This is a genomic window from Ramlibacter sp. P4_H7 (assembly GCF_056400765.1).
Genome location: NZ_JBFUKP010000018.1, coordinates 16929 through 36726 on the forward strand (window position 1 = coordinate 16929; position 19798 = coordinate 36726).

Genomic DNA, 19798 nt, shown 5'->3' on the forward strand with positions numbered 1-19798 from the left:
ATGAGTTCCTCGCTGCAGATCCTGGTCATCGATGACGAACCTGCGATCCGCCAGATCCTCGCCGCGACATTGACGCGCGCCGGCCACGCGGTCGACATCGCCGGCAGCGGCCGCGAAGGCCTGATGCGCCTGGCCAAGGGCGACGTCGAGGTCGCCCTGTGCGACATCAACATGCCGGACCTCACCGGCATCGAAGTCGTGCGCGAAGCCCGCACCGCCGGCGTGGACACCACCTTCATCATGATGACCGCCTTCTCGTCGGTGGACACGGCGGTGGAGGCGATGAAGGCCGGCGCGACCGACTACATGATCAAGCCGCTGCGCTCCGAGGAGCTGGTGCAGCGGCTCAACCAGATCTCCGACCTGCGCGGACTGCGCGGCGAGAACGAGGCGCTGCGCAAGCTGGTGGTGGGCCGCAGCGACGATCGCTGCCCCTCCGTCTCGGGGACGATGAAGCAGCTCGACCGCCTCGCGGCCAAGGTGGCGCCGACCGACAGCACGGTGCTGATCACCGGCGAGAGCGGCACTGGCAAGGGCGTGACGGCCCGCGCGATCCACCAGCAGAGCCAGCGCGCGAGCGCCCCCTTCATCCCGGTGAACTGCGGCGCGATCCCCGAGAACCTGCTGGAAAGCGAATTCTTCGGCCACGTGCGGGGCGCCTTCACCGGCGCGGATCGCGCGCGCAAGGGTCTGTTCCTGGAAGCCGACCGCGGCACCATCTTCCTGGACGAGATCGGCGAGCTGCCGCTGGAGCTGCAGGTCAAGCTGCTGCACGTGCTGGAGGCGCGCGAGGTGCGTCCGCTGGGCAGCGAGCAGGTGCGCAAGATCAACGTGCGCATCATCGCGGCCACCAACCGCGACCTCAAGCAGATGGTGGCCGAGGGGCGCTTTCGCGAGGACCTGTACTTCCGCATCAGCGGCTTCCACGTCACCGTGCCGCCGCTGCGGGAACGGCGCGAGGACATCCCGGCGCTGATCCGCTACCTGCTGGCGCGCGGCGGCGAACGCTTCGGCGTCCAGGGCAAGCTGACGCTGGACGCCGAGGCGGAAGAGCTGCTGGTGAGCTACGACTGGCCCGGGAACGTGCGCGAGCTGGAAAACGTGCTGCAGCGCGCAACGATCCTGGCCGAGGACGGCCGCATCACCGTGGCCGACCTGCCGCCGCACATCACGCCCACCGCCCCGGCGGGCTCCGTGGCGGTGGCGGTCACCGGCCGCGGGCAGCTGCGCGAGCAGGTCCGCGACTTCGAACACGGCCTGATCCTGCGCGCCATCGAGGACTGCGCCGGCGACCGCCGCCAGGCCGCCCAGCGCCTGGGCATCGGCCTGTCCAGCCTGTACCGCAAGCTGGAAGAGCACGAGCAGGCGCGGCTGTCCCCGGAAGAAGGCGAAGCCTAGAAGGCCGCGCGGCTGGAGGTCACGCGCTCCGGACCGCGCACCTGACCTGCATCAGGTCCTCTGGTCTGCTTTTTGCAGTTAGGGGACATGACCAGCCGCCACCCCACCCCGTTTCTCGCCCGGTGCACCCTGTGGACGGGCGCCCTCCTCACCGCGTTCGCTGTCCACGCCGGCCCCGCCGAGGACGTGAAGGCCGCCGACGCCGCCATGCGCGCGGGCGACCTTCCGGGCGCGATGGCCCTGTTGCGCAAGGCCTCGGACCAGGACTACCCGCTGGCGCAGGCGCGCCTGGGCGACCTGCTGCGCGCGGCCGAATTCGAGGCCGAAGCCGTCGTCCTGTACCGCAAGGCCGCCGAGAAGGGCGAGCCGGCGGGCGAGGTGGGCCTGGGCCGCGCCTATGCCGACGGCGTGGGCGTCAAGCAGGACCCCGCCATGGCGCTGGAGCTGTATCGCAAGGCGGAACAGAAGAACTACGGCCCCGCCTACGACGTGCTGGCCCGCGCCTACCGCACCGGCTCGCTCGGGCTGGCCAAGGACCTGGAAAAGGCCAAGGCGTACGACGCGAAGTCGCAGGCCTGGCAGAAGATGCAGACGGCGGAGGCCAAGTGATCCCGAAACTGGCGCTGCTCCTGCGCGCTTTCCCGCGAACGGGAATCGTGCCGGCGGCCTTGCTCGCCCTGTTCGCCTGCTCCGCGGGAGCGGCGGACATCACCAAGGGCGGCACGCTCTATGCAACGCATTGCGCGGCCTGCCATGGTGCCAACGGCGCCCCGGTGATGCCCGGCGCCCCGAACTTCCGCCGCATGGAGTCGCTGATGCGGCCGGACATGCAGCTGCTCACGTCGATCCGCACCGGCAAAGGCGCCATGCCCGGCTATTTCGGCGTGCTGCGCGACCGCGAGATCCTGGACGTGGTGGCCTACCTGAGGACCTTGAGCTGATGACGACAACAACAACGATTTCGCGCGTGGCCCTGGCCATCGCGCTGGCGGCCGCCGCAACGGCCACGGTGGCCCAGCAACCGGTGCCCGCCGCACCGGGCGCCACCGCCCGCCCGCAGGCCGGCAGCTGGCGCGTGCTGGACACCTTCGATGTGGGCGAAGGCGTGTACGTGCGCGCGCTCAAGCTGGAAGCCAAGCGCAACGTGATGTGGGTGGGTACCTCCTCGGGCGTGCACGAGGTCGACATCAAGACGCTCAAGCCGACCAGCACCTTCACGCGCAAGGACGGACTGGCCAACGAGTACGTGTTCGCGGTCGGCGTCGACCACCAGGACAACAAGTGGTTCGGCACCAATGCCGGCGGCGTGTCGCGCTACAAGGACGGCCAGTGGAAGACCTTCTTCCCGATGCACGGCCTGGCCGACTACTGGGTCTACTGCTTCGCCAGCCAGAAGGACGGCACGCTGTGGATCGGCACCTGGGCCGGCACCAACAAGGTCGATCCCAAGACCGGCAAGTTCACGACCTACGTGCGCGAGCTGATCAACGAATGGGTGTACGGCCTGGGCGTCGACGCCAAGGACCGCGTGTGGTTCGGCACCGAGGGCGGTGTCTCCATGTTCGACGGCAAGACCTGGAAAAGCTGGACGCACAAGGACGGCCTGGGCGCGCCCAACTCCGACCAGCTGGCCTTCAGCACCAACACCGGCCTGGGCACGCGCTCGCGCCACGACCTCGCCACCATGAACGAGGGCAAGCCCACCTACAACCCCAACTACACGTTCGCGATCCACATCGATCCGCAGGACAACGTGTGGGCGGGCACCTGGGGCGGCGGTGTCGCCAAGTTCGACGGCAAGCAGTGGACCAACCTGTCCTTGAAGGAAGGCCTGGCCGGCAATATCGTCTACTCGATCGCCCAGCACAAGGACGGCGCATACTGGTTCGGAACGAACCGCGGCGTGTCGCGCTGGGACGGCAAGAAATTCCAGAACTTCGGCCGCAAGGAAGGCCTGCTGGAAGAAAACGTCTACGCCCTGGCGATCACGCCGGCCGGCGAAGTCTGGGCCGGCACCCGCAAGGGCGTCACCCGCATCGGCCGTTGAGCGGCCCACGAACCCCCACTGAGGAGAACGCAATGCAGTTCGGTCACAAATCCATCGCCGTGCTGGTGATTGCCATGGGCGGCGTCGTCGCCGGCGCCTACATGCTGGGCAAGGGCGCCAATCCCGCCGCGCCGGTGGCGCAAGCGCCCGCCGGCTCCGTCGCGGCCGCGATGAGTGCGCAGGCCGCACCGTCGGCGCCCGCCGGCAACATCCAGGCGCCCGCGGGCCATCCGCCGGTGGCCGAGGGCGGAGCGCCCGCCACCGAGGGCAAGGTCAAGACGGACCCTGCCGCGAAGTTCGTGCACTTCCGCGTCGGCCAGCGCAACGTCAAGGACATCCTCACCGAAGGCAACATCGTGTGGGTCGGCACCTCCGGCGGCGTGATCCGCTACGACACCAAGACCGACGACTACAAGCTGATCGACACCCGCGCGGGCCTGCTGTCCAACGGCGTGTTCCACGTCAGCCGCCTCGACGGCAAGCTGGCCATCGGCACCTACGGCGGTGGCCTGTCGCTGCTGGACGAGAAGACCGGCAAGCTGGAAACCTTCAACATCCCGGACGGCCTGGGCGACGCGTTCGTCTACGACCTGCTCAAGACGAAGAACGGCGACGTCTGGATCGCCACTTGGTCCGGCGTGAACCGCATCAAGGGCGGCAACCTCAAGGACCGCTCGAAGTGGGAACTGCACACCGTCGCCAGCACCAAGGGTGGCCTGCCCAACGACTGGGTCTACGGCCTGGCCGAGGGCAAGGACGGCACCGTGTGGCTCGCCACCGAAGGCGGCCTGGCGCGCTACGTCGAGGGCAAGTGGGACAACTGGAACCACGCCAAGGGCCAGGGCGCGCCCTACGAGCTGGTGAAGGACGACCTCGCCTTCAAGAACGACCCCTCCAAGGTCTCCAGCCACCACGCCCGGCAGAAGCAGGAGATGGGCCTCACCGGCATCGACACCGCCTACAACCCGAACTACATCGTCGCGATCAACGCCGATCCCGACGGCACCGTGTGGGTCGGCACCTGGGGCGGCGGCCTCGCCCACTTCGACGGCAAGAACTTCAAGAACTACACGACCAAGGACGGCCTGCCGGGCAACCACGTGTTCATGCTCCACCGCACCGCCTCCGGCGACATGTGGGTGGGCACCAACGCCGGCCTGTCGCGCATGAAGAACGAGAAGTTCGAGACCATCACCACCAACGACGGCCTGTTCGCCAACACCGTGTTCTCCATGGACACCTCCCCCGACGGCACGATGTGGGTCGGCAGCTTCGGCGGCGTGTCGCGCCTGGCCAAGCGCTGAGCATCAACCCTTTCATGCACCTCCAGCCCGGCTTGCCGGGCTTTTTTTTGCTGTGCGCCGGGCAGTGACGGATCTCGTGGGCGACGCGATGTGTGCTCCGCCTCCTTGTGGGCACTTCGCGCACGGCCGGGCCGCGGGGGTGATGTGCGCCCTGCCTCCTTGCGGGCACGCCGCGCACGGCCGGGCCGCGGGGCGATGGCTACGGCGTTCGGCGCGCCGCTGCGCGGCGCTACCGAATGCCCCGCGCTGGACGGCCTCGCGGCCCGGGCAACGTGCGGTGCATGGGTCCCGGTGTGGGCCGCAAGACCGTCCACCGCGGGCGCCTGTGCTTTATTCGCCCCGCGGCCCGACCGTGCGCGGCGTTCGTGGTGAGGTGACCGCCGACCGTGGTGCACCACCGCCCTGCCCTGCAAAGCTGTGCGTGGGCGGGCTGCGGCGCGAATAAAGCACAGGCGCCTGCGGTGGGTGATCCCGCGACCCACGACGGCTGCAGTGAATCATGGCGCTTGCGGGTCGCGGGTTCGCCCAGCGCAGGGCATTCGGTAGCACCGCGCAGCGGCGCGCCGAACGCCGTAGCCATCGCGCCGCAGCCCGCCCACGCGCAGCTTTGCCGCCCCGACGTTGCCGTCGTTGCAGTCGCTGCCGTCAGCGAGGCACCGCGCCCGGCAATCCGTGCCCCGGCTCCAGGCGCACGCTGCTTGCTGCGGACGCCACGGGCACCGATGCCCGCGTCTTCCCGCGCCGGTGCAGCAGGTACCAGGCCGCGGGGATCACGAGCATGCTCAGGAGCGGCGCGGTGACCATGCCGCCCACCATCGGCGCGGCGATGCGCGTCATGACCTCGGAGCCGGTGCCGGTTCCGAGCAGGATGGGCAGCAGGCCTCCCATCACGACCGCCACCGTCATCGCCTTGGGCCGCACGCGCAGCACCGCGCCTTCCCGGATGGCGGCGAGCAGCGTGGCATCGTTGTCCGGCTCACCGGCAGCGAGCCGCCGCGACCATGCGTTCTTCAGGTACACCTGCATCACGACCCCGAACTCCGCTGCCACGCCGGCGAGCGCGATGAAGCCGACCGCGGTGGCGACCGAGATGGCGTGGCCCAGGACCCAGACCAGCCAGAAGCCACCGACCAGCGAGAACGGCACCGCCGCCATCACCAGCGCCGCATCCTTGAACGACCGGAACAGCAGGTACAGCAGCACGAAGATGACGGCCAGGGTGGCAGGCACCACCATCTTCAGCCGCTGGGTCGCCCTTTCCAGGTACTCGAACTGGCCGGACCAGGACACCGAGTAACCGGGGGGAAGCGCGACCTGCCCGCCCACGGCCGCCTGCATGTCCTTGACCACGGAACGCAGGTCTCGGCCACGAACGTCCACGTAGACCCAGCCTGACAGCCGCGCATTCTCGCTGCGCAGCATGGGCGGGCCTTCCTGGATGTTCACGCGCGCCACTTCCTGCAGCAGCAGCTGCGCGCCCTTCGCGGTCACGAATGGCAGTTCGCGCAGGCGTTGCAGGGAGTCGCGGAATTCCCGCGGATAGCGCACGTTGATGGGGAACCGTTCCCGCCCCTGGATGACTTCCCCGACGTTCTCACCGCCGATGGCCGTCGACACGATGGACTGCACATCGGCGACCGACAGGCCGTAGCGGGCCGCCGCCGCGCGGTCGACGTCGATGTCGATGTACCGGCCGCCGGTCAAGCGTTCGGCCAGGGCGGACGAAACGCCCGGCACGGATTTCACGGCCGCCTCGATCTGGCCCGTGAGCCGGTCGATGGTGGCCAGGTCCGCTCCCGCCACCTTGATGCCCACCGGGCTCTTGATGCCGGTGGCCAGCATGTCGATGCGGTTGCGGATGGGAGGGACCCAGACGTTCGACAGGCCCGGCACCTTGACCACGCGGTCCAGTTCTTCCACGAGTTTGTCGGGCGTCATCCCCGGGCGCCATTGCTCGTGCGGCTTGAACTGGATGGTCGTCTCGAACATCTCCAGCGGCGCCGGATCCGTGGCCGTGTCGGCGCGGCCGGCCTTGCCGAAGACCCGCTGCACTTCCGGCACGCTCTTTATGAGGCGGTCGGTCTGCTGCAGCAGTTCCGCCGCCTTGGAAGCCGAGAGGCCCGGCAATGCCGATGGCATGTACAGCAGGTCGCCTTCGTCCAGCGGCGGCAGGAACTCGCCTCCCAGGCGGCTGACCGGGATGGCCGTCAGCACCAGGAGCAAGGCGGCAACCGCGAGCGTCGCCTTCGGAAAACGCAACACCCCTTCCAGGACGGGTCGGTAGAGGGAAGTCAGTGCCCGGTTGAGCGGGTTGGCAGTCTCGTGGGGAATCCGCCCACGGACCAGGTAGCCCATGAGGACCGGCACCAAGGTCACCGACAGGGCGGCGGCCGCGGCCATGGCGTAGGTCTTGGTGAAGGCCAGCGGAGAGAACAGCCTGCCCTCCTGCGCCTCCAGGGTGAACACAGGCACGAACGACAAGGTGATGACCAGCAGCGAGAAGAACAGCGCGGGTCCCACCTCCATGGAGGCTTCGGTCACCAGCGTCCAGCGCTCGGCGACGGTCGGACCGCGGCCTTGCGCATGCTCGAACGCCTCCAGGTGCTTGTGCGCGTTCTCGATCAGCACGATGGATGCGTCCACCATCGCACCCAGGGCGATGGCGATGCCGCCCAGGGACAGGATGTTCGCGCTGACGCCCTGCCACTGCATGACGACGAAGGCGGCCAGGACACCGACCGGGAGCGTGACGACGGCCACGAAGGCGGAGCGCAGGTGGAACAGGAAGGCGGCGCACACCAGCGCCACCACGGCGAACTCCTCGAGGAGCTTCCAGCGCAGGTTGTCGACCGCACGGTCGATCAGCAGCGAGCGGTCGTAGGTCGTGACGACCTCGACGCCCGGAGGCAGGCTGCCCTTCAGGGACTCCAGCCTGGCTTTCACGGCCTCGATGGTCGTGCGTGCGTTCTTGCCGGAACGCATGACGACGACGCCGCCCGCGACCTCTCCTTGCCCGTCCAGTTCCGCGATGCCGCGCCGCATTTCCGGTCCCACCTGCACGACTGCGACGTCGCGCAGGAGGACCGGTGTGGCGCCGGACAGCGCCACGGGGATGCCGCGGAAATCCTCCAGCGACTGCAGGAAGCCCCGCGAGCGCACCATGTACTCCGCCTCGGCCAGCTCCACCACGGAGCCGCCCGCGGCCTGGTTGGCCTTCTGCAGCGCCTCCATGACCATGGCCTGGGTGACGCCCGCCGCGCGCATCCGATCGGAATCCAGCACCACCTGGTACTGGCGCACCATGCCGCCGATGCTGGCGACCTCCGCCACGTCCGGGACCGTCTTGAGCTCGAACTTCAGGAACCAGTCGTTGAGGGCGCGCAACTGCGAGAGGTCGTTCCTGCCGGAGCGGTCGATCAGGGCGTACTCGTACACCCATCCGACACCGGTGGCATCCGGCCCGAGCGAGGCGATGGCGCCGGCGGGCAGCCTGCTCTGCACCTGGTTGAGCGACTCGACGACCCGCGAGCGCGCCCAGTACGGATCCGTCTTGTCGTCGAACAGGATGTAGACGAAGGAATCGCCGAAGAAGGAATAGCCGCGCACCGTCTTCGCGCCGGGGACGCTGAGCATCGTGGTGGTCAGCGGGTACGTGACGAGGTCCTCCACCACCTGCGGCGCCTTGCCCGGATAGGGCGTGCGCACGATGACCTGGGTGTCCGACAGGTCGGGCAGTGCGTCCACGGTCATCCTGGATGCGGACCAGATGCCTGCGACGACGAGGAAGGCCGTGGCGATCAGCACCAGGACCCGGTTGCCAACGGACCATCGGATGAGGGCGGCGATCACTTCGCGCTCCCCAGGCGGTGCACGGTCGTCAGCTCGTAGCCGGCCGGCCCGCCCTTCCTGAATTCGAAGTGGACGGTGTCGCCGGCCTTCACGTCCGCGAAGGCCCCGGGCCCGGGCTTGCCGAACCCCATCGTCATGCCGGGCCACTTCAGCGCGGGGATGGGGCCGTGCGAGATCGTGATGCTGTCCGGCTCCACGCTCTCCACCTTGCCCTGGGCGATGTAGACGGTGCCGGCGGTCGCGGGTGCTGCGCTCACGCGGGATGCGGCCGGAGCGCGCGGCGCTGCCGTTGCCGTTGTTGTTGTTGATGCCGACATGCTTCCGAGCACCGAGCGCAGGCGCGCCTCGGAGTCCACCAGGAACTGGCCGCTGGCGACGACCTGTTCGCCCTCCCTGACGCCTTGCGTGACTTCCAGCTCGTCGCCCAGTTCCGCGCCGAGCGTGACCTCGCGCGGCTCGAAGGCGCCGGTGTCCTTGCGCACGATGACCACCGCACGCTTGCCGGTGCGGATGACGGCCTCGGAAGGCACCACCAGTCGTTCGGCGGGCCGTCCCGCGACCTGGATGCGCAGGAGCATGCCGGGCGTCAGCTTGCCTGCCCGGTTGTCCACCTCGAAGCGGGCTTGCAGCGTGCGCGTGCTGGCGCTGACCTGCGGCAGGATTTCCGTCAGCCTGCCTTCGAAGGTCTGGCCGGGATCCGCCTGCAACGCCGCGGCGACCTTCTGCCCGCGGGACAGCCGGATGGCCTGGGCTTCCGGGATTTCCGCCACGGCCCAGACCTTCTCGAGGCCGGCGATGCGGAAGAGCGTCATGCCGGGTGCCACCTGCACTCCCTCCCGCACGCCCAGCTCGGCCACGACACCCGAGGCCGGTGCGATCAAGGAGAAGCGGGCTTGGGCCACGCCGGTTTCTTCTGCCTGGCGCACGAGTTCCTGCGGAATCGACAGGGCTCGCGTGCGTGCGCGTGCCGCCTCGACGAGCTCCGGCGCCGCGCCCGACCGCTCGAGCGCAACCAGCTCGTTGAGGGGGCCCAGCCATTCGGGCGCGAACAGGGTCGCCATCACCTGGCCCTTGCGCACCGACTCCATCGGCGCGCGCACGGCCAGCCGTTCCACGTAGCCGGCGACCCGGCTCTGCACGGAGACGCTCAGGCGTTCGTCGAACTGGACCGCACCCACGGCGTCGAACGAGGTTCCAACCTGCGCCCTTCTCACCGGCGCCGTGCGCAAGCCGAGGTTCTGCTGCACGCCCGCGGCGACCTGGACGCCACTGCCCGCCTGCTCGTCGGCGTACACGGGAACCAGCGGCATGTCCATGTACGGCGACTTGCCCGGCTTGTCGAAGCGCTGGCCCGGCACCATGGGGTCCTGCCAGTACAGGACCTTCCGTTCGGCCGGCACAGCGGCCGCGGGTGCAGCGGCGGAAGTCGGCGTGGTCGAAGGGGTCGGCACCGTCAGCCGCCCGGCGTAGAAGGCTCCACCGACCAGGGCGGCCACGACAGCCGCAGCGATTGCCGTTCGTGCGCGGTTCATTGCAGTTCCTCCGACGTCAGGGGTTTGAAGGCCAGCTGCGCGCGAACCCTTGCCAGGTCGCGCTGCAGGGCGAGCAGCTTGCGGCGCGCTTCGAGCTCGGCGTGGCGGACGTCGAACACCATCGCGAGGCTGGCCTGGTTGGCTGCCAGGGCGGCGTGCGCGGCAGCCGTTCTCTGCGATGCGGGCGCGAGCACACCGGCCTCGTACGAACGGATGCGTTCCTGCAGGCGCTGCACATCGCTCGCGAGCGCCCGGTACTCGGCCTGGGCCACCCGCATCGCTTCGGCCAGCTCCGCTTCGGCCTTGTCGGCCAGCGCCAGTTTCGCGGCAGTCTCGCGGTCCTGGCGGTCCCCGCGCGCGATCGGCAGCGGAATGGTGACCCCGACCGTCACCAGGTCGGAGTAGCCGGTGCGCTGGCCGTAGGCCACCTCCCAGGTCCAGTTGGGGCTTCGGTTCGCGGCGATCGCAGCCGCCTCGCCCCGGGCCACGGTGATGTCGCGCCTTCGGGCCACCACGGTCGGGTGGGCGTCCACGTACGCCTGTTCCGCGCTCGACACGGGCAGGCTGGGCGCGGCCAGTTCGTCGGCCGCCGCTCCGGTCCAGCGCGCCAGGTTCACCGAGGCGGACGCTGCCTGCTGGCGGGCCTCCGCGGCCTCGTCGGCCGCGAGTCCCTGCGCGGACGACAGGCCCAGCGCGTCCTGCGCGCCGATGCTGCCCGAGGAAAGCCGCGCGCGCGCGGTTGCCGCCGCCTCGCGTGCATGGCCTTCGTTGGCGGTGCTCAGCTTCAGCACTTCCCCTGCGTAGTAGGCGTCGATGAAGGCCAGCGCGGTCTGCACGCGCGCGTCGGCGGCAGCGGCGCCCACTGCGGCCCCGTCGCGCGCAACGGCGGCCTGCGCCGCAGCCGTCCGAAGGCGCCGCTTTTCCGGGGCCACCCATTCCTGGGCCAGCGCGATGCGCTTCATGGTCATGCTTTCGCGCGTGGTGCTGAACCGGTCCGGGCCGGTGACCGGCAGGTTTTCGAGGCTGATCCCCAGCATCGGATCGGGCAACTGGCCGGCGGCACGTGCGGCCTCGGTGGCGCCGGCCACGCCCGCACGTGCGGAGCGGAGCGCCTCCGAACGCTGCTGGGCACTTTCCAGCGCCTGTTCGAGGGTCAGGGGAGCTGCGGTCCCCAGGACCGGCAGCATGGCGGCGGCCAAGGCGGCGGCGCGCAGGAAAAGGGGAGACATGGCGAACTCCGTCGGTGAACGAGGGGATGGCCGGGCTCGCAGCGCGAGCACGGCACCGGTTCAGTGGACGGAGAAGATCAGACGCGCAGGCGCAGCGTCGAAAGGAACACGGGCTCGGGAGGGGGCTGCCCCTGTCCGGCGTCGGCAAAGAGAGCCGCCTCCTGCGTCGCCGCATCGAGGATCAGGGGCACGAGCAGCACCTGAATCACCATGGGAACGCTCAACGAGGGAAGCTTCATTCCGTCGAAGGACTGGGGCGCATCCGTGCAGTGCTGATAGCAGAGGACGGTCTGGTCCTGCGCGGCCGCCATGCCCTCGCAGGGCTCGCCCGGCGCCATTTCCATGACGCCTTGCACCGGCTCGACCGCGCCCGGGCAGACGTAGTTCGCCAGCGCCAGTTGCGAGAACAGCAGCGACACCACCAGCAGGAAGATGGTGTGGAAGCGGCGGGCCTTCGTGCGCAGCATGGTCGTTGAAAGTGTAGCGTCGCCTGGTTGCTTCAGGGCTCCGGTTGCCAGTTCCATTTGATCTGGCGCAAGAGCCCCGGCCTCAGCGCACGACCTCCAGCGCCGTGACGATGAGGATTCCGTCCCTGCTTTCCGCATGGAACCGGACCTTGTCCCCGACCTTCAGGCCTTGCAGCAGCTGCTTGTCGGTTGCGGTGAACACCATCGTCATGGCGGGCATGTCCAGGTTGACCAGCGGGCCATGGCGCAGCGTGACCTTGCCCTGGGCGAGGTCGACCTTGCGGACCTCGCCTTCGGACTGGGGCGCAGCAGCAGCCGCGACATGCACTGCGTGGGAAGCAGCGTGGCCGGAAGGCTGGGAAGTCTGTTGCGCGTATGCGGCAGCAGACCCCAGGGTTGCGATGGCGACGAGGACGTGGATGGCTTGCATGGTGAACTCCTTTTTTGGTCAGTGCCGATCCCCATCCTGAACCTTGCCCCCGTGGGAAGGTCAAGCCAAAAAGAAAATCAAGAGAAAGTTCTTGACCTTGCCATGGTGGGAAGGTCGATAGTTGCTGCATCAACCCTCCAAAGGAACAGCAATGCTCACCTTGCGAATCAGCGACATGACCTGCGGACACTGCGCCAGCACCATCGCCCGTGCGGTTGCCGGCGTGGACAAGAGTGCGCGCGTCGAGGTCGACATCCCCGGCAAGCTCGTCAGCGTCACGAGCGCTGCGGACGACAGCGATCTGATCGAGGCCATCCAGGAAGCGGGCTACACGCCCGAGAAGATGAGTGCCGCGCCGGTTGCCCGGCCCCGGTCGGGCGCTAGATGCGGGTGCGGGTGCCGACCGCAGGCGGCATCGCCCGTTGACGTGGCGCAACCAGCGGATGCGTCCGGCAACGCATGCTGCGGATAAGACCAACGTCGACAGGAGATCGTCATGGAAGAGCAAGGCAGACCTTCATTCTTGAAGACGCCTTTCGGGATCGGCGCGACGCTGATCGCAGTCGCTGCCGGCATCTACCTGTACCTGTTCCACCAGAACCACCTCCTGGCGCTGCTGCCGTACGCGTTCCTGGCAGCCTGCCCCCTCATGCACATGTTCATGCATGGGGGGCACGGCCATGGGGGCCACTCCCACGGCACGCGAAAGCAAGATGACACGGGGCGCGGTTAAGGCGGCCGAGCTTGCGTCCGGCCTCGGCGCGATCATCCTGGGTGCGGGCCTGGCCCTGCTGGTCCCCGACGTCCTGGGCGGCTACGCAGTGCCCCTCCTCGTGGCGGGGATCCTGGTCCACGGGACGGGCATGACCCTCAAGCACCGACTCGATGGCGCAGCGCGAGAGGCCCTGGGGTGGGAGAAGGCGCTGTTCTGGTCCTGCTGGATCGTGCTCGCCCTCCTCGCGGCGTGGTTGCTCGCCCGGCTGCTTGCGGCCTGAGGCGCGGCACGGCCCCTTGCGGGTGCATTGCGCCAAACTACGAACCATCACTGGAGCCATCATGCAGCGGGAAGTCTTGCCCCCAGGCAAAGAAGAGGTCTCGGGTCACGGGGACCCTGGACACCATCACGCTTCGGCGCACGGCCAGCATCAGCATGGCGCCACCGCAGGTGCGCTGCCGGTGAATTCTCAAGCCGTCGAATACACCTGCCCCATGCATCCGGAGGTCCGGCAGATGGGACCGGGGAAGTGCCCGAAGTGCGGGATGTTCCTGCAACCCGTTGGCAACGCCTCCGCCCATGGCGATCACGGCCATGCGCATCACGTCCACGCGGCCCCGGCACCGGCAGCGCCGAGCGGCGCCGCAAAGGCCGGCAAGGAGGTCGAATACACATGCCCGATGCATCCCCAGGTGCGCCAGATGGGGCCCGGGAACTGTCCCATCTGCGGCATGGCGCTGGAGCCCGTGATCGCCACGGGAGAGACGGGAGAGAGCCCGGAGCTGCGGGACATGACGCGCCGTTTCTGGATCGGACTGGTCCTGAGCGTTCCGGTGCTCTTCCTGGAAATGGGCGGACACCTGTTCGACATTGGCCATCTCGTCGAGCCGCAGACCTCCAACTGGATCCAGATGGTGCTGGGGACGCCGGTGGTCCTCTGGGCTGGCTGGCCGTTCTTCACGCGCGGTTGGGCCTCCGTGAAGAACCGCAGCCTCAACATGTTCACCCTCATCGCCCTGGGGACCGGCGCTGCCTGGCTGTACAGCATGGTCGGCGCCCTGGCGCCCGGACTGTTCCCACAGGAGCTGCGAGGCCACGGCGGCGCAGTGGCCATCTACTTCGAAGCCGCTGCAGTCATCACGGTGCTGGTCCTCCTGGGCCAAGTGCTGGAGCTGCGCGCGCGCGAAAAGACTTCCGGTGCCATCAAGGCACTGCTGGACCTCACGCCGAAAACCGCGGTGCGCGTGCGTGCGGACGGGACCGACGAGACGGTGCAGATCGACACCCTGCAGGTCGGCGAGCTGCTGCGCGTCCGGCCCGGCGAGAAGGTGCCCGTGGACGGCGAGCTGACCGAAGGCAAGGGCACGGTCGACGAGTCCATGGTGACGGGAGAGCCGATGCCGGTGACCAAGGCGCCGGGCGCGAAGGTCACCGCCGGCACCATGAACCAGACGGGCGGGTTCGTCATGCGCGCGGAGAAGGTGGGCGCGGACACCCTGCTCTCGCAGATCGTCCACATGGTCGCCGCAGCGCAACGCAGCCGCGCGCCCATCCAGCGCATGGCCGACCAGGTGGCCGGCTGGTTCGTGCCGGTCGTGATCGCGGTGGCCGTGTTGACATTCGCCGCCTGGCTGCTGTGGGGTCCGAGCCCTGCCTTCTCCTACGCACTGATCAACGCAGTGGCGGTCCTCATCATCGCCTGCCCCTGTGCGCTGGGCCTGGCCACCCCCATGTCCATCATGGTGGGCGTGGGTCGTGGGGCCCAGCACGGCGTGCTGATCCGCGACGCGGAGGCCCTGGAGCGGATGGAGAAGGTCGACACGCTGGTGGTCGACAAGACGGGGACGCTCACCGAAGGCCGTCCGAAGGTCGTGCACGTCGAGGCCGCCCCGGGTTTTCAGCCGGAGGAGGTTCTGCAGAAGCTGGCCAGTGTCGAGCGGGCGAGCGAGCACCCCTTGGCAATGGCTGTCGTCGCGGCGGCGCAGGAGCGCAAGCTGGCGTTGTCCGAGGTGACCGATTTCGACTCACCCGTCGGCAAGGGCGTCCTCGGCAAGGTCGCGGGCGCCGAACTGGTGAGCGGCGCCGCCAAGTTCCTTGCCGAGCGAGGCATCGACGTAGCGCCCCTCCAGGCCACCGCGGAAACCCAGCGGGCCAAGTCCGCCACAGTGATCTTCGTCGCCATCGGCGGGAAGCTGGCAGGCTTCGTGGCCATCGCCGACCCGATCAAGGCCACGACGCCGCAGGCGCTCAAGGCTCTTCGGGAAGCCGGCGTGCGCATCGTGATGCTGACCGGCGACGGCAAGACCACCGCGAACGCAGTCGCCAAGGAACTCGGGATCGATGAAGTGGTGGCCGAAGTCTTTCCGGAAGACAAGGCAGCGATCGTCCAGCGTCTCCGTGGCGAAGGCCGCGTGGTCGCGATGGCCGGTGATGGGGTCAACGATGCGCCCGCGCTGGCGGCGGCGGAGGTTGGCATCGCCATGGGGACGGGGACCGACGTCGCGATGGAGAGCTCGGGGATCACCCTGCTCAAGGGCGACCTGATGGGCATCGTGCGCGCCAGGAAGCTGTCGCAGAAGACCATGCGCAACATCCGGGAGAACCTGTTCCTGTCCTTCGTCTACAACGTGGCCGGCATCCCCCTTGCGGCCGGCGTGCTCTATCCGTTCTTCGGGTTGCTGCTGTCACCCGTGGTCGCGGCCGCCGCCATGGCGCTGTCGTCCGTCAGCGTCATCGCCAACGCGCTGCGACTGCGGACTGTCAAAGTGGAGTGAGGAGCCGGCTGAGCATCGCCAAGCGTCGGGGCGGCAAAGCTGCGCGTGGGCGGGCTGCGGCGCGATGGCTACGGCGTTCGGCGCGCCGCTGCGCGGTGCTACCGAATTCCCTGCGCTGGGCGACCCCGCGACCCATTGGCGCAATCAGTGATCCACAGCCGTCGTGGGTCGCGGAGTCACCCACCGCAGGCGCCTGGGCTTTATTCGCGCCGCAGCCCGCCCACGCGCAGCTTTGCAGGCAGGGCGTTGGTGCATCACGGATCGAACACCACCACCGTTCCCACAACGTCGCGCACGGCCGGGTCACGGGGCGAATAAAGCACAGGCGCCCGCGGTGGATGGCCTTGCGGCCCACACAGGCACCAATGCACCGCCATGTTGCCCGGGCCGCAAGGCCGTCCAGCGCGGGGCATTCGGTAGCGACTGCGCAGCGGGCGCGCCGAACGCCGTAGCCATCGCCCCGTGACCCGGCCGTGCGCGACGTTGCACCCCCGACGCCGTAGCCATCGTCCCGCGACCCCGCCGTGCACGGCGTGGCCCCTAGGGAGCAGAGCGCACGCCACGCAGGCAGTTGCGCTGAGCGGACCAGGGAGAGATCTGTTTCCCACACTGTTGAAGGACCTTGTTTTAGGCAGCGCCGCCGCCGCCGCGTATGCTCGCGCCCATGACGACCGCCGTGCCGCGCCGCATCCTCCCGGTGATCGTGCTCTCGCAGTTCGCGGGCACCTCGCTGTGGTTCGCCGTCAACGCGGTGCTGCCGGACCTGCAGCAGGCCTGGGCGCTGCCGCCCACCGCGCTCGCGTCGCTTACCTCCGCCGTGCAGGCCGGCTTCGTCGCCGGCACGCTGGTGTTCGCGCTGCTGATGCTGGCGGACCGCTTCCGGCCCACACGGGTGTTCCTCGCGTGCTGCGTGCTCGCGGCCCTGTGCAACGCGGCCATCGCGCTGCTGGACGGCCAGTACCGCACGCTGCTGGCGCTGCGCTTCGCTGTCGGCTTCCTGCTGGCGGGCATCTACCCGGTGGGAATGAAGATCGCCGCCAGCTGGTACCGCGAGGGACTGGGCGCGGCGCTGGGCGTGCTGATCGGCGCTCTTGTGGTGGGCACCGCGCTGCCGCACGGACTGCGCGCGCTGGTCGGCACCGGTGCTGGCCTTCCTTCCGTCGGTGGCCTGCTGCCTTGGCAGGTGGTGGTGCTCGCGGTGTCGCTGCTGGCGACCGCGGGCGGCGTGGCCACCGCATGGCTGGTGCCTTCGCTGCGCCCCGGCAGCGGCGTTCCGATCCGGCCACGCGCGCTCGCCGCGATCTGGTCCGAACCGCGACTGCGGGCCTCGGTGTTCGGCTACTTCGGCCACATGTGGGAGCTGTACACGCTCTACGCGCTGCTGCCCGTGATCATCGCCACGCGCTTCGCTGCACAGGACGTGAGCCTCCTCGCGTTCTGGTCCATCGCCGCCGGCGCGCTCGGCTGCGCGGGCGGGGGACTGCTCGCGCGGCGCTTCGGCAGCGCAGGCGTCGCGCAGTGGCAGCTCGCCACCAGTTGCCTCTGTTGCCTCGCGTCGCCGTGGCTGCTCGCGGCACCCCTGCCGCTGTTCGTCGCCTGGCTGCTGTTGTGGGGCACGACCGTCGCCGGCGACTCGCCGCAGTTCTCCGCGCTCACCGCGCGCAATGCGCCGCCGGCCGTGGTCGGCAGCGTGCTCACCTTCACCAACTGCATCGGCTTCGCGATTTCGGTGGCAAGCATCGAACTGTTCGTGCGGCTGACCCAGGCGCTGCCGCTGGACGCGCTGCTGCCCTTCCTGGCGGTGGGCCCGGTGCTGGGTTTGTGGGCGCTGCGGCCCCTGGTGCGGCCGCCGGTTCCGGCACCGTCGAGCGGCGGGACGCCCGCCTGACGCGTTGTGTCGGCGTCACAAAGTGCGCCGCCGTCAATCTTCCGAAAGCGCCTGCCTACGCAAGCAGCACCGGCTGGCAGCCCAGGGCCGGCGCACCCTGCCGCGATGCTCCACACGCTTGTCCACAGTGTTCTCCACGGAAGCTGTGGGGAGCGCTGTCATCGGGATGTGCTAGGAAAAGCGCGCGCGGCGCTCAATCTTCGGCCGTGAAACCGGTGCTCCTTACCACATCCCGATAGCGCTCCCAGGTGCTTCGGTACAGCGCGGCGAATTCCTCCGGCGAATGCAGATCGGCCTCCGCTCCGAGGTTGACCATGGCCGCGGCGCCGACGGGTGAACGGATCACATCGGCCACCGCCGCATTGGCGCGCGCAACCACCTCGCGCGGCGTGCGGGCCGGCGCCACCAGACCCGACCAGTCCTGGAACACCACCTCGTAACCCAGCTCGCGCAACGTCGGCACCTCCGGCGTGAAGCGCGTGCGCTGCGTGGTGGTTGTCGCGAGCATGCGCAGCTTGCCCTCCTTCACCTGCTGGATCACCTCCGGCAGCGGCGTCACGACGGCGGCGATGTGGCCGCCGAGCACATCGATCACGGAGGGCGCGCCGCCCTTGTACGGCACCATCCGCAGCGGCACGCCCGCGAGCCGCGCGAACTGCACGCCGGCGAAGTGCTGGCCGCCGCCCGCTGGTGCGCCGAAGGTCGCGTTGTCGGGATTCGCCTTGCACCAGGCGATGAAGTCCGCCACCGTGCGCACGCTGGCCGGAACCGCAGGGCCCACCGACAGCGCGAACGCACCCTTGCCCGTGGTCGCCACCGGCACGAAATCCTGCAGGGCGTCGTAGGGCAGCGTGCGGTAGATGTGCGGAAAGATCGCCAGCGGGAACGCCGGCGTGAACAGCATCAGGCTGCCGTCCGCGGGACCGTTCTTCACGTGCACGGCACCGATGCGGCCGTTGCCGCCGACGCGGTTGTCGACGATCACCGTCTCGGCGTAGCGGCCGCGCAGGCCTTCGGCCACCAGGCGCGCCACGGCGTCGGTGGCGCCGCCCGCGGGAAACGCCACCACGATGGTGAGCTGGCGCACCACCGTCTGCGCCCGCAGCACGGGGACGGCCAGCGCCGCGCCGGCAGCGAGGGTCTTGAGGGTCGTGCGTCGCGTGATCAAGGAAGCTCCCCGTTCTGCTGCGAGACGACGTGCTGCAGCGGCTCGCCCGCCATCAGCCGCCGCAGGTTGTCGGCCACGCCCTGCGCCAGCCGCTGCACGCTGCGCGGGCTGCCCGAGCCGGCGAAGTGCGGCGAAATGAGCACGTTGGGTGCGCTCCACAGCGGATCGTCGGCCGGCAGCGGCTCGGGGTCGCTCACGTCCACCGCCGCGCCACCGATGCGGCCGGCGTGCAGCGCGCGCACCAGCGCCGGCTGGTCCAGCACCGGGCCGCGCGCCACGTTCACGATGAAGGCGCCGGGCCGGCAGGCGGCGAACTCCGCATCGCCCAGCAGGTGCGTGGTCTCCGGCGTGAGCGCGATCGCCACGACCACGACGTCGGCCTGCGCCAGCGCCTGGTGCAGCGAGGCCAGCGGCAGCGCTTCGTCCACCAGCGCGTCGCGCTGCGGCGAGCGCGCCACCGTCACGATGCGCATGTCGAAGGCGCGTGCGCGCCTGGCGAGCTCGCGGCCGATGTGGCCGTAGCCGACGATCACCAGCGTGCCGCCCTCCAGGGAGCGGGCCTGCGGAGCGAGCAGGGTGCGGTCCCAGGCGCGGCGGGCCATCACCGTCCGCACCATGTCGGGAACACGCCGGCCCAGCGCCAGCATCAGGGCCATGGCGTGCTCGGCCACCGCTGGCGCGACGCCGCCGCCGGCATAGCTCACGACGATGCCGGGCGGCCAGCCGAGCTCCTCGTAGCCCTCTCGGCCGGCGGAGATGAAGTGCATCCACTTGACGGTGTTAGCGGGCGCGCGCAACGCCGCGAAGACTTGCTGCGCTTCCTCCTGCGGCCCGTGCACCAGCACCAGGCCGGCGGCGCCGGGCAGTGCGGCAAGCGTCTCCTGCAGGTTGGCGGTGACCTGCAGTTCGACGCCGGGCATGGCGTCGAGCGCGGCGATGATTTCCTTGCGGGCCAGCTGCAGCCGGGCCCAGTAGACGATGCGCAAGCGGAACTCCT

18 protein-coding genes are annotated in these 19798 nt (G+C 69.5%); 10 read left to right on the forward strand and 8 right to left on the reverse strand.

Translation table 11 applies throughout. The features are described 5' to 3' along the window. From AC1DSA_RS20475 to AC1DSA_RS20495, 5 genes are all read left to right on the forward strand, one after another. The gene (locus AC1DSA_RS20475; RefSeq protein ID WP_477892611.1) at positions 1–1398 is read left to right on the forward strand and encodes a sigma-54-dependent transcriptional regulator; all 1398 of its coding nucleotides are present in this window, start codon (positions 1–3) and stop codon (positions 1396–1398) included. 87 nt (positions 1399–1485) lie between these two features. Further along, complete coding sequence (locus AC1DSA_RS20480; RefSeq protein WP_477892613.1) at positions 1486–2007, forward strand: tetratricopeptide repeat protein; 522 nt, start codon at positions 1486–1488, stop codon at positions 2005–2007. Continuing rightward, positions 2004–2339: a c-type cytochrome gene (locus tag AC1DSA_RS20485; protein ID WP_477892615.1), complete on the forward strand. Its 336-nt coding sequence runs from the start codon at positions 2004–2006 to the stop codon at positions 2337–2339. The genes AC1DSA_RS20480 and AC1DSA_RS20485 overlap by 4 nt, the downstream gene beginning before the upstream one ends. Continuing rightward, entirely contained in the window at positions 2339–3445 is a 1107-nt protein-coding gene (locus tag AC1DSA_RS20490) for a ligand-binding sensor domain-containing protein (protein ID WP_477892617.1), read from the forward strand. The genes AC1DSA_RS20485 and AC1DSA_RS20490 overlap by 1 nt, the downstream gene beginning before the upstream one ends. Positions 3446–3477: 32 nt before the next feature. Then, a complete protein-coding gene (locus tag AC1DSA_RS20495) occupies positions 3478–4749 on the forward strand; it encodes a ligand-binding sensor domain-containing protein (protein ID WP_477892619.1) in 1272 nt (423 codons plus the stop codon). A gap of 645 nt (positions 4750–5394) precedes the next feature. Here AC1DSA_RS20495 and AC1DSA_RS20500 read toward each other — a convergent pair. The 5 genes from AC1DSA_RS20500 to AC1DSA_RS20520 all read right to left on the reverse strand — a co-directional run bounded on the left by AC1DSA_RS20500 (position 5395) and on the right by AC1DSA_RS20520 (position 12256). Further along, positions 5395–8598 (reverse strand): efflux RND transporter permease subunit, encoded by a 3204-nt coding sequence (locus tag AC1DSA_RS20500; RefSeq protein ID WP_477892621.1) that lies wholly within the window; start codon positions 8596–8598, stop codon positions 5395–5397. Next, the gene (locus AC1DSA_RS20505) at positions 8595–10130 is read right to left on the reverse strand and encodes an efflux RND transporter periplasmic adaptor subunit (protein ID WP_477892623.1); all 1536 of its coding nucleotides are present in this window, start codon (positions 10128–10130) and stop codon (positions 8595–8597) included. The genes AC1DSA_RS20500 and AC1DSA_RS20505 overlap by 4 nt, the downstream gene beginning before the upstream one ends. Continuing rightward, positions 10127–11359: a TolC family protein gene (locus tag AC1DSA_RS20510; protein WP_477892625.1), complete on the reverse strand. Its 1233-nt coding sequence runs from the start codon at positions 11357–11359 to the stop codon at positions 10127–10129. The genes AC1DSA_RS20505 and AC1DSA_RS20510 overlap by 4 nt, the downstream gene beginning before the upstream one ends. Positions 11360–11436: 77 nt before the next feature. Then, complete coding sequence (locus tag AC1DSA_RS20515) at positions 11437–11826, reverse strand: hypothetical protein (protein ID WP_477892627.1); 390 nt, start codon at positions 11824–11826, stop codon at positions 11437–11439. 82 nt (positions 11827–11908) lie between these two features. Continuing rightward, on the reverse strand, positions 11909–12256 hold the full coding sequence (locus AC1DSA_RS20520; protein ID WP_477892629.1) for a copper-binding protein: 348 nt from the start codon (positions 12254–12256) through the stop codon (positions 11909–11911). Positions 12257–12407: 151 nt separating this feature from the next. Here AC1DSA_RS20520 and AC1DSA_RS20525 point away from each other — a divergent pair, with 151 nt between their 5' ends. The 3 genes from AC1DSA_RS20525 to AC1DSA_RS20535 are packed head-to-tail and all read left to right on the forward strand — an operon-like array spanning position 12408 to position 13251. After that, the gene (locus tag AC1DSA_RS20525; RefSeq protein ID WP_477892631.1) at positions 12408–12728 is read left to right on the forward strand and encodes a heavy-metal-associated domain-containing protein; all 321 of its coding nucleotides are present in this window, start codon (positions 12408–12410) and stop codon (positions 12726–12728) included. A gap of 24 nt (positions 12729–12752) precedes the next feature. After that, entirely contained in the window at positions 12753–12989 is a 237-nt protein-coding gene (locus AC1DSA_RS20530; RefSeq protein ID WP_477892633.1) for a DUF2933 domain-containing protein, read from the forward strand. Then, positions 12970–13251 carry a hypothetical protein gene (locus AC1DSA_RS20535; RefSeq protein WP_477892635.1) on the forward strand — a complete coding sequence of 94 codons (282 nt, stop codon included), beginning with the start codon at positions 12970–12972 and terminating at the stop codon, positions 13249–13251. The genes AC1DSA_RS20530 and AC1DSA_RS20535 overlap by 20 nt, the downstream gene beginning before the upstream one ends. A gap of 37 nt (positions 13252–13288) precedes the next feature. Here AC1DSA_RS20535 and AC1DSA_RS20540 read toward each other — a convergent pair whose 3' ends face one another. Next, entirely contained in the window at positions 13289–13567 is a 279-nt protein-coding gene (locus AC1DSA_RS20540; protein WP_477892768.1) for a hypothetical protein, read from the reverse strand. Here AC1DSA_RS20540 and AC1DSA_RS20545 point away from each other — a divergent pair. Next, complete coding sequence (locus AC1DSA_RS20545) at positions 13487–15745, forward strand: copper-transporting P-type ATPase (RefSeq protein WP_477892766.1); 2259 nt, start codon at positions 13487–13489, stop codon at positions 15743–15745. The genes AC1DSA_RS20540 and AC1DSA_RS20545 overlap by 81 nt on opposite strands. 664 nt (positions 15746–16409) lie before the next feature. Beyond that, entirely contained in the window at positions 16410–17633 is a 1224-nt protein-coding gene (locus AC1DSA_RS20550; protein WP_477892637.1) for an MFS transporter, read from the forward strand. 193 nt (positions 17634–17826) lie between these two features. On the opposite strand, the gene AC1DSA_RS20555 is transcribed toward AC1DSA_RS20550, so the two are convergent. Further along, on the reverse strand, positions 17827–18801 hold the full coding sequence (locus tag AC1DSA_RS20555; protein WP_477892639.1) for a Bug family tripartite tricarboxylate transporter substrate binding protein: 975 nt from the start codon (positions 18799–18801) through the stop codon (positions 17827–17829). Next, positions 18798–19787 carry a D-2-hydroxyacid dehydrogenase gene (locus tag AC1DSA_RS20560; RefSeq protein ID WP_477892641.1) on the reverse strand — a complete coding sequence of 330 codons (990 nt, stop codon included), beginning with the start codon at positions 19785–19787 and terminating at the stop codon, positions 18798–18800. The genes AC1DSA_RS20555 and AC1DSA_RS20560 overlap by 4 nt, the downstream gene beginning before the upstream one ends. Positions 19788–19798 lie beyond the last annotated feature (11 nt).

Excerpts from the sequence above, each read along its gene's own strand:
- AC1DSA_RS20510 (WP_477892625.1), bottom strand. The coding sequence starts at position 11,359 with ATGTCTCCCCTTTTCCTGCGCGCCGCCGCCTTGGCCGCCGCCATGCTG.
- AC1DSA_RS20505 (WP_477892623.1), bottom strand. The coding sequence starts at position 10,130 with ATGAACCGCGCACGAACGGCAATCGCTGCGGCTGTCGTGGCCGCCCTG.
- AC1DSA_RS20530 (WP_477892633.1), top strand. The coding sequence starts at position 12,753 with ATGGAAGAGCAAGGCAGACCTTCATTCTTGAAGACGCCTTTCGGGATC.
- AC1DSA_RS20490 (WP_477892617.1), top strand. The coding sequence starts at position 2,339 with ATGACGACAACAACAACGATTTCGCGCGTGGCCCTGGCCATCGCGCTG.
- AC1DSA_RS20495 (WP_477892619.1), top strand. The coding sequence starts at position 3,478 with ATGCAGTTCGGTCACAAATCCATCGCCGTGCTGGTGATTGCCATGGGC.
- AC1DSA_RS20545 (WP_477892766.1), top strand. The coding sequence starts at position 13,487 with ATGGGACCGGGGAAGTGCCCGAAGTGCGGGATGTTCCTGCAACCCGTT.
- AC1DSA_RS20520 (WP_477892629.1), bottom strand. The coding sequence starts at position 12,256 with ATGCAAGCCATCCACGTCCTCGTCGCCATCGCAACCCTGGGGTCTGCT.
- AC1DSA_RS20515 (WP_477892627.1), bottom strand. The coding sequence starts at position 11,826 with ATGCTGCGCACGAAGGCCCGCCGCTTCCACACCATCTTCCTGCTGGTG.
- AC1DSA_RS20550 (WP_477892637.1), top strand. The coding sequence starts at position 16,410 with ATGACGACCGCCGTGCCGCGCCGCATCCTCCCGGTGATCGTGCTCTCG.
- AC1DSA_RS20525 (WP_477892631.1), top strand. The coding sequence starts at position 12,408 with ATGCTCACCTTGCGAATCAGCGACATGACCTGCGGACACTGCGCCAGC.
- AC1DSA_RS20480 (WP_477892613.1), top strand. The coding sequence starts at position 1,486 with ATGACCAGCCGCCACCCCACCCCGTTTCTCGCCCGGTGCACCCTGTGG.
- AC1DSA_RS20540 (WP_477892768.1), bottom strand. The coding sequence starts at position 13,567 with ATGGCCGTGATCGCCATGGGCGGAGGCGTTGCCAACGGGTTGCAGGAA.
- AC1DSA_RS20535 (WP_477892635.1), top strand. The coding sequence starts at position 12,970 with ATGACACGGGGCGCGGTTAAGGCGGCCGAGCTTGCGTCCGGCCTCGGC.
- AC1DSA_RS20475 (WP_477892611.1), top strand. The coding sequence starts at position 1 with ATGAGTTCCTCGCTGCAGATCCTGGTCATCGATGACGAACCTGCGATC.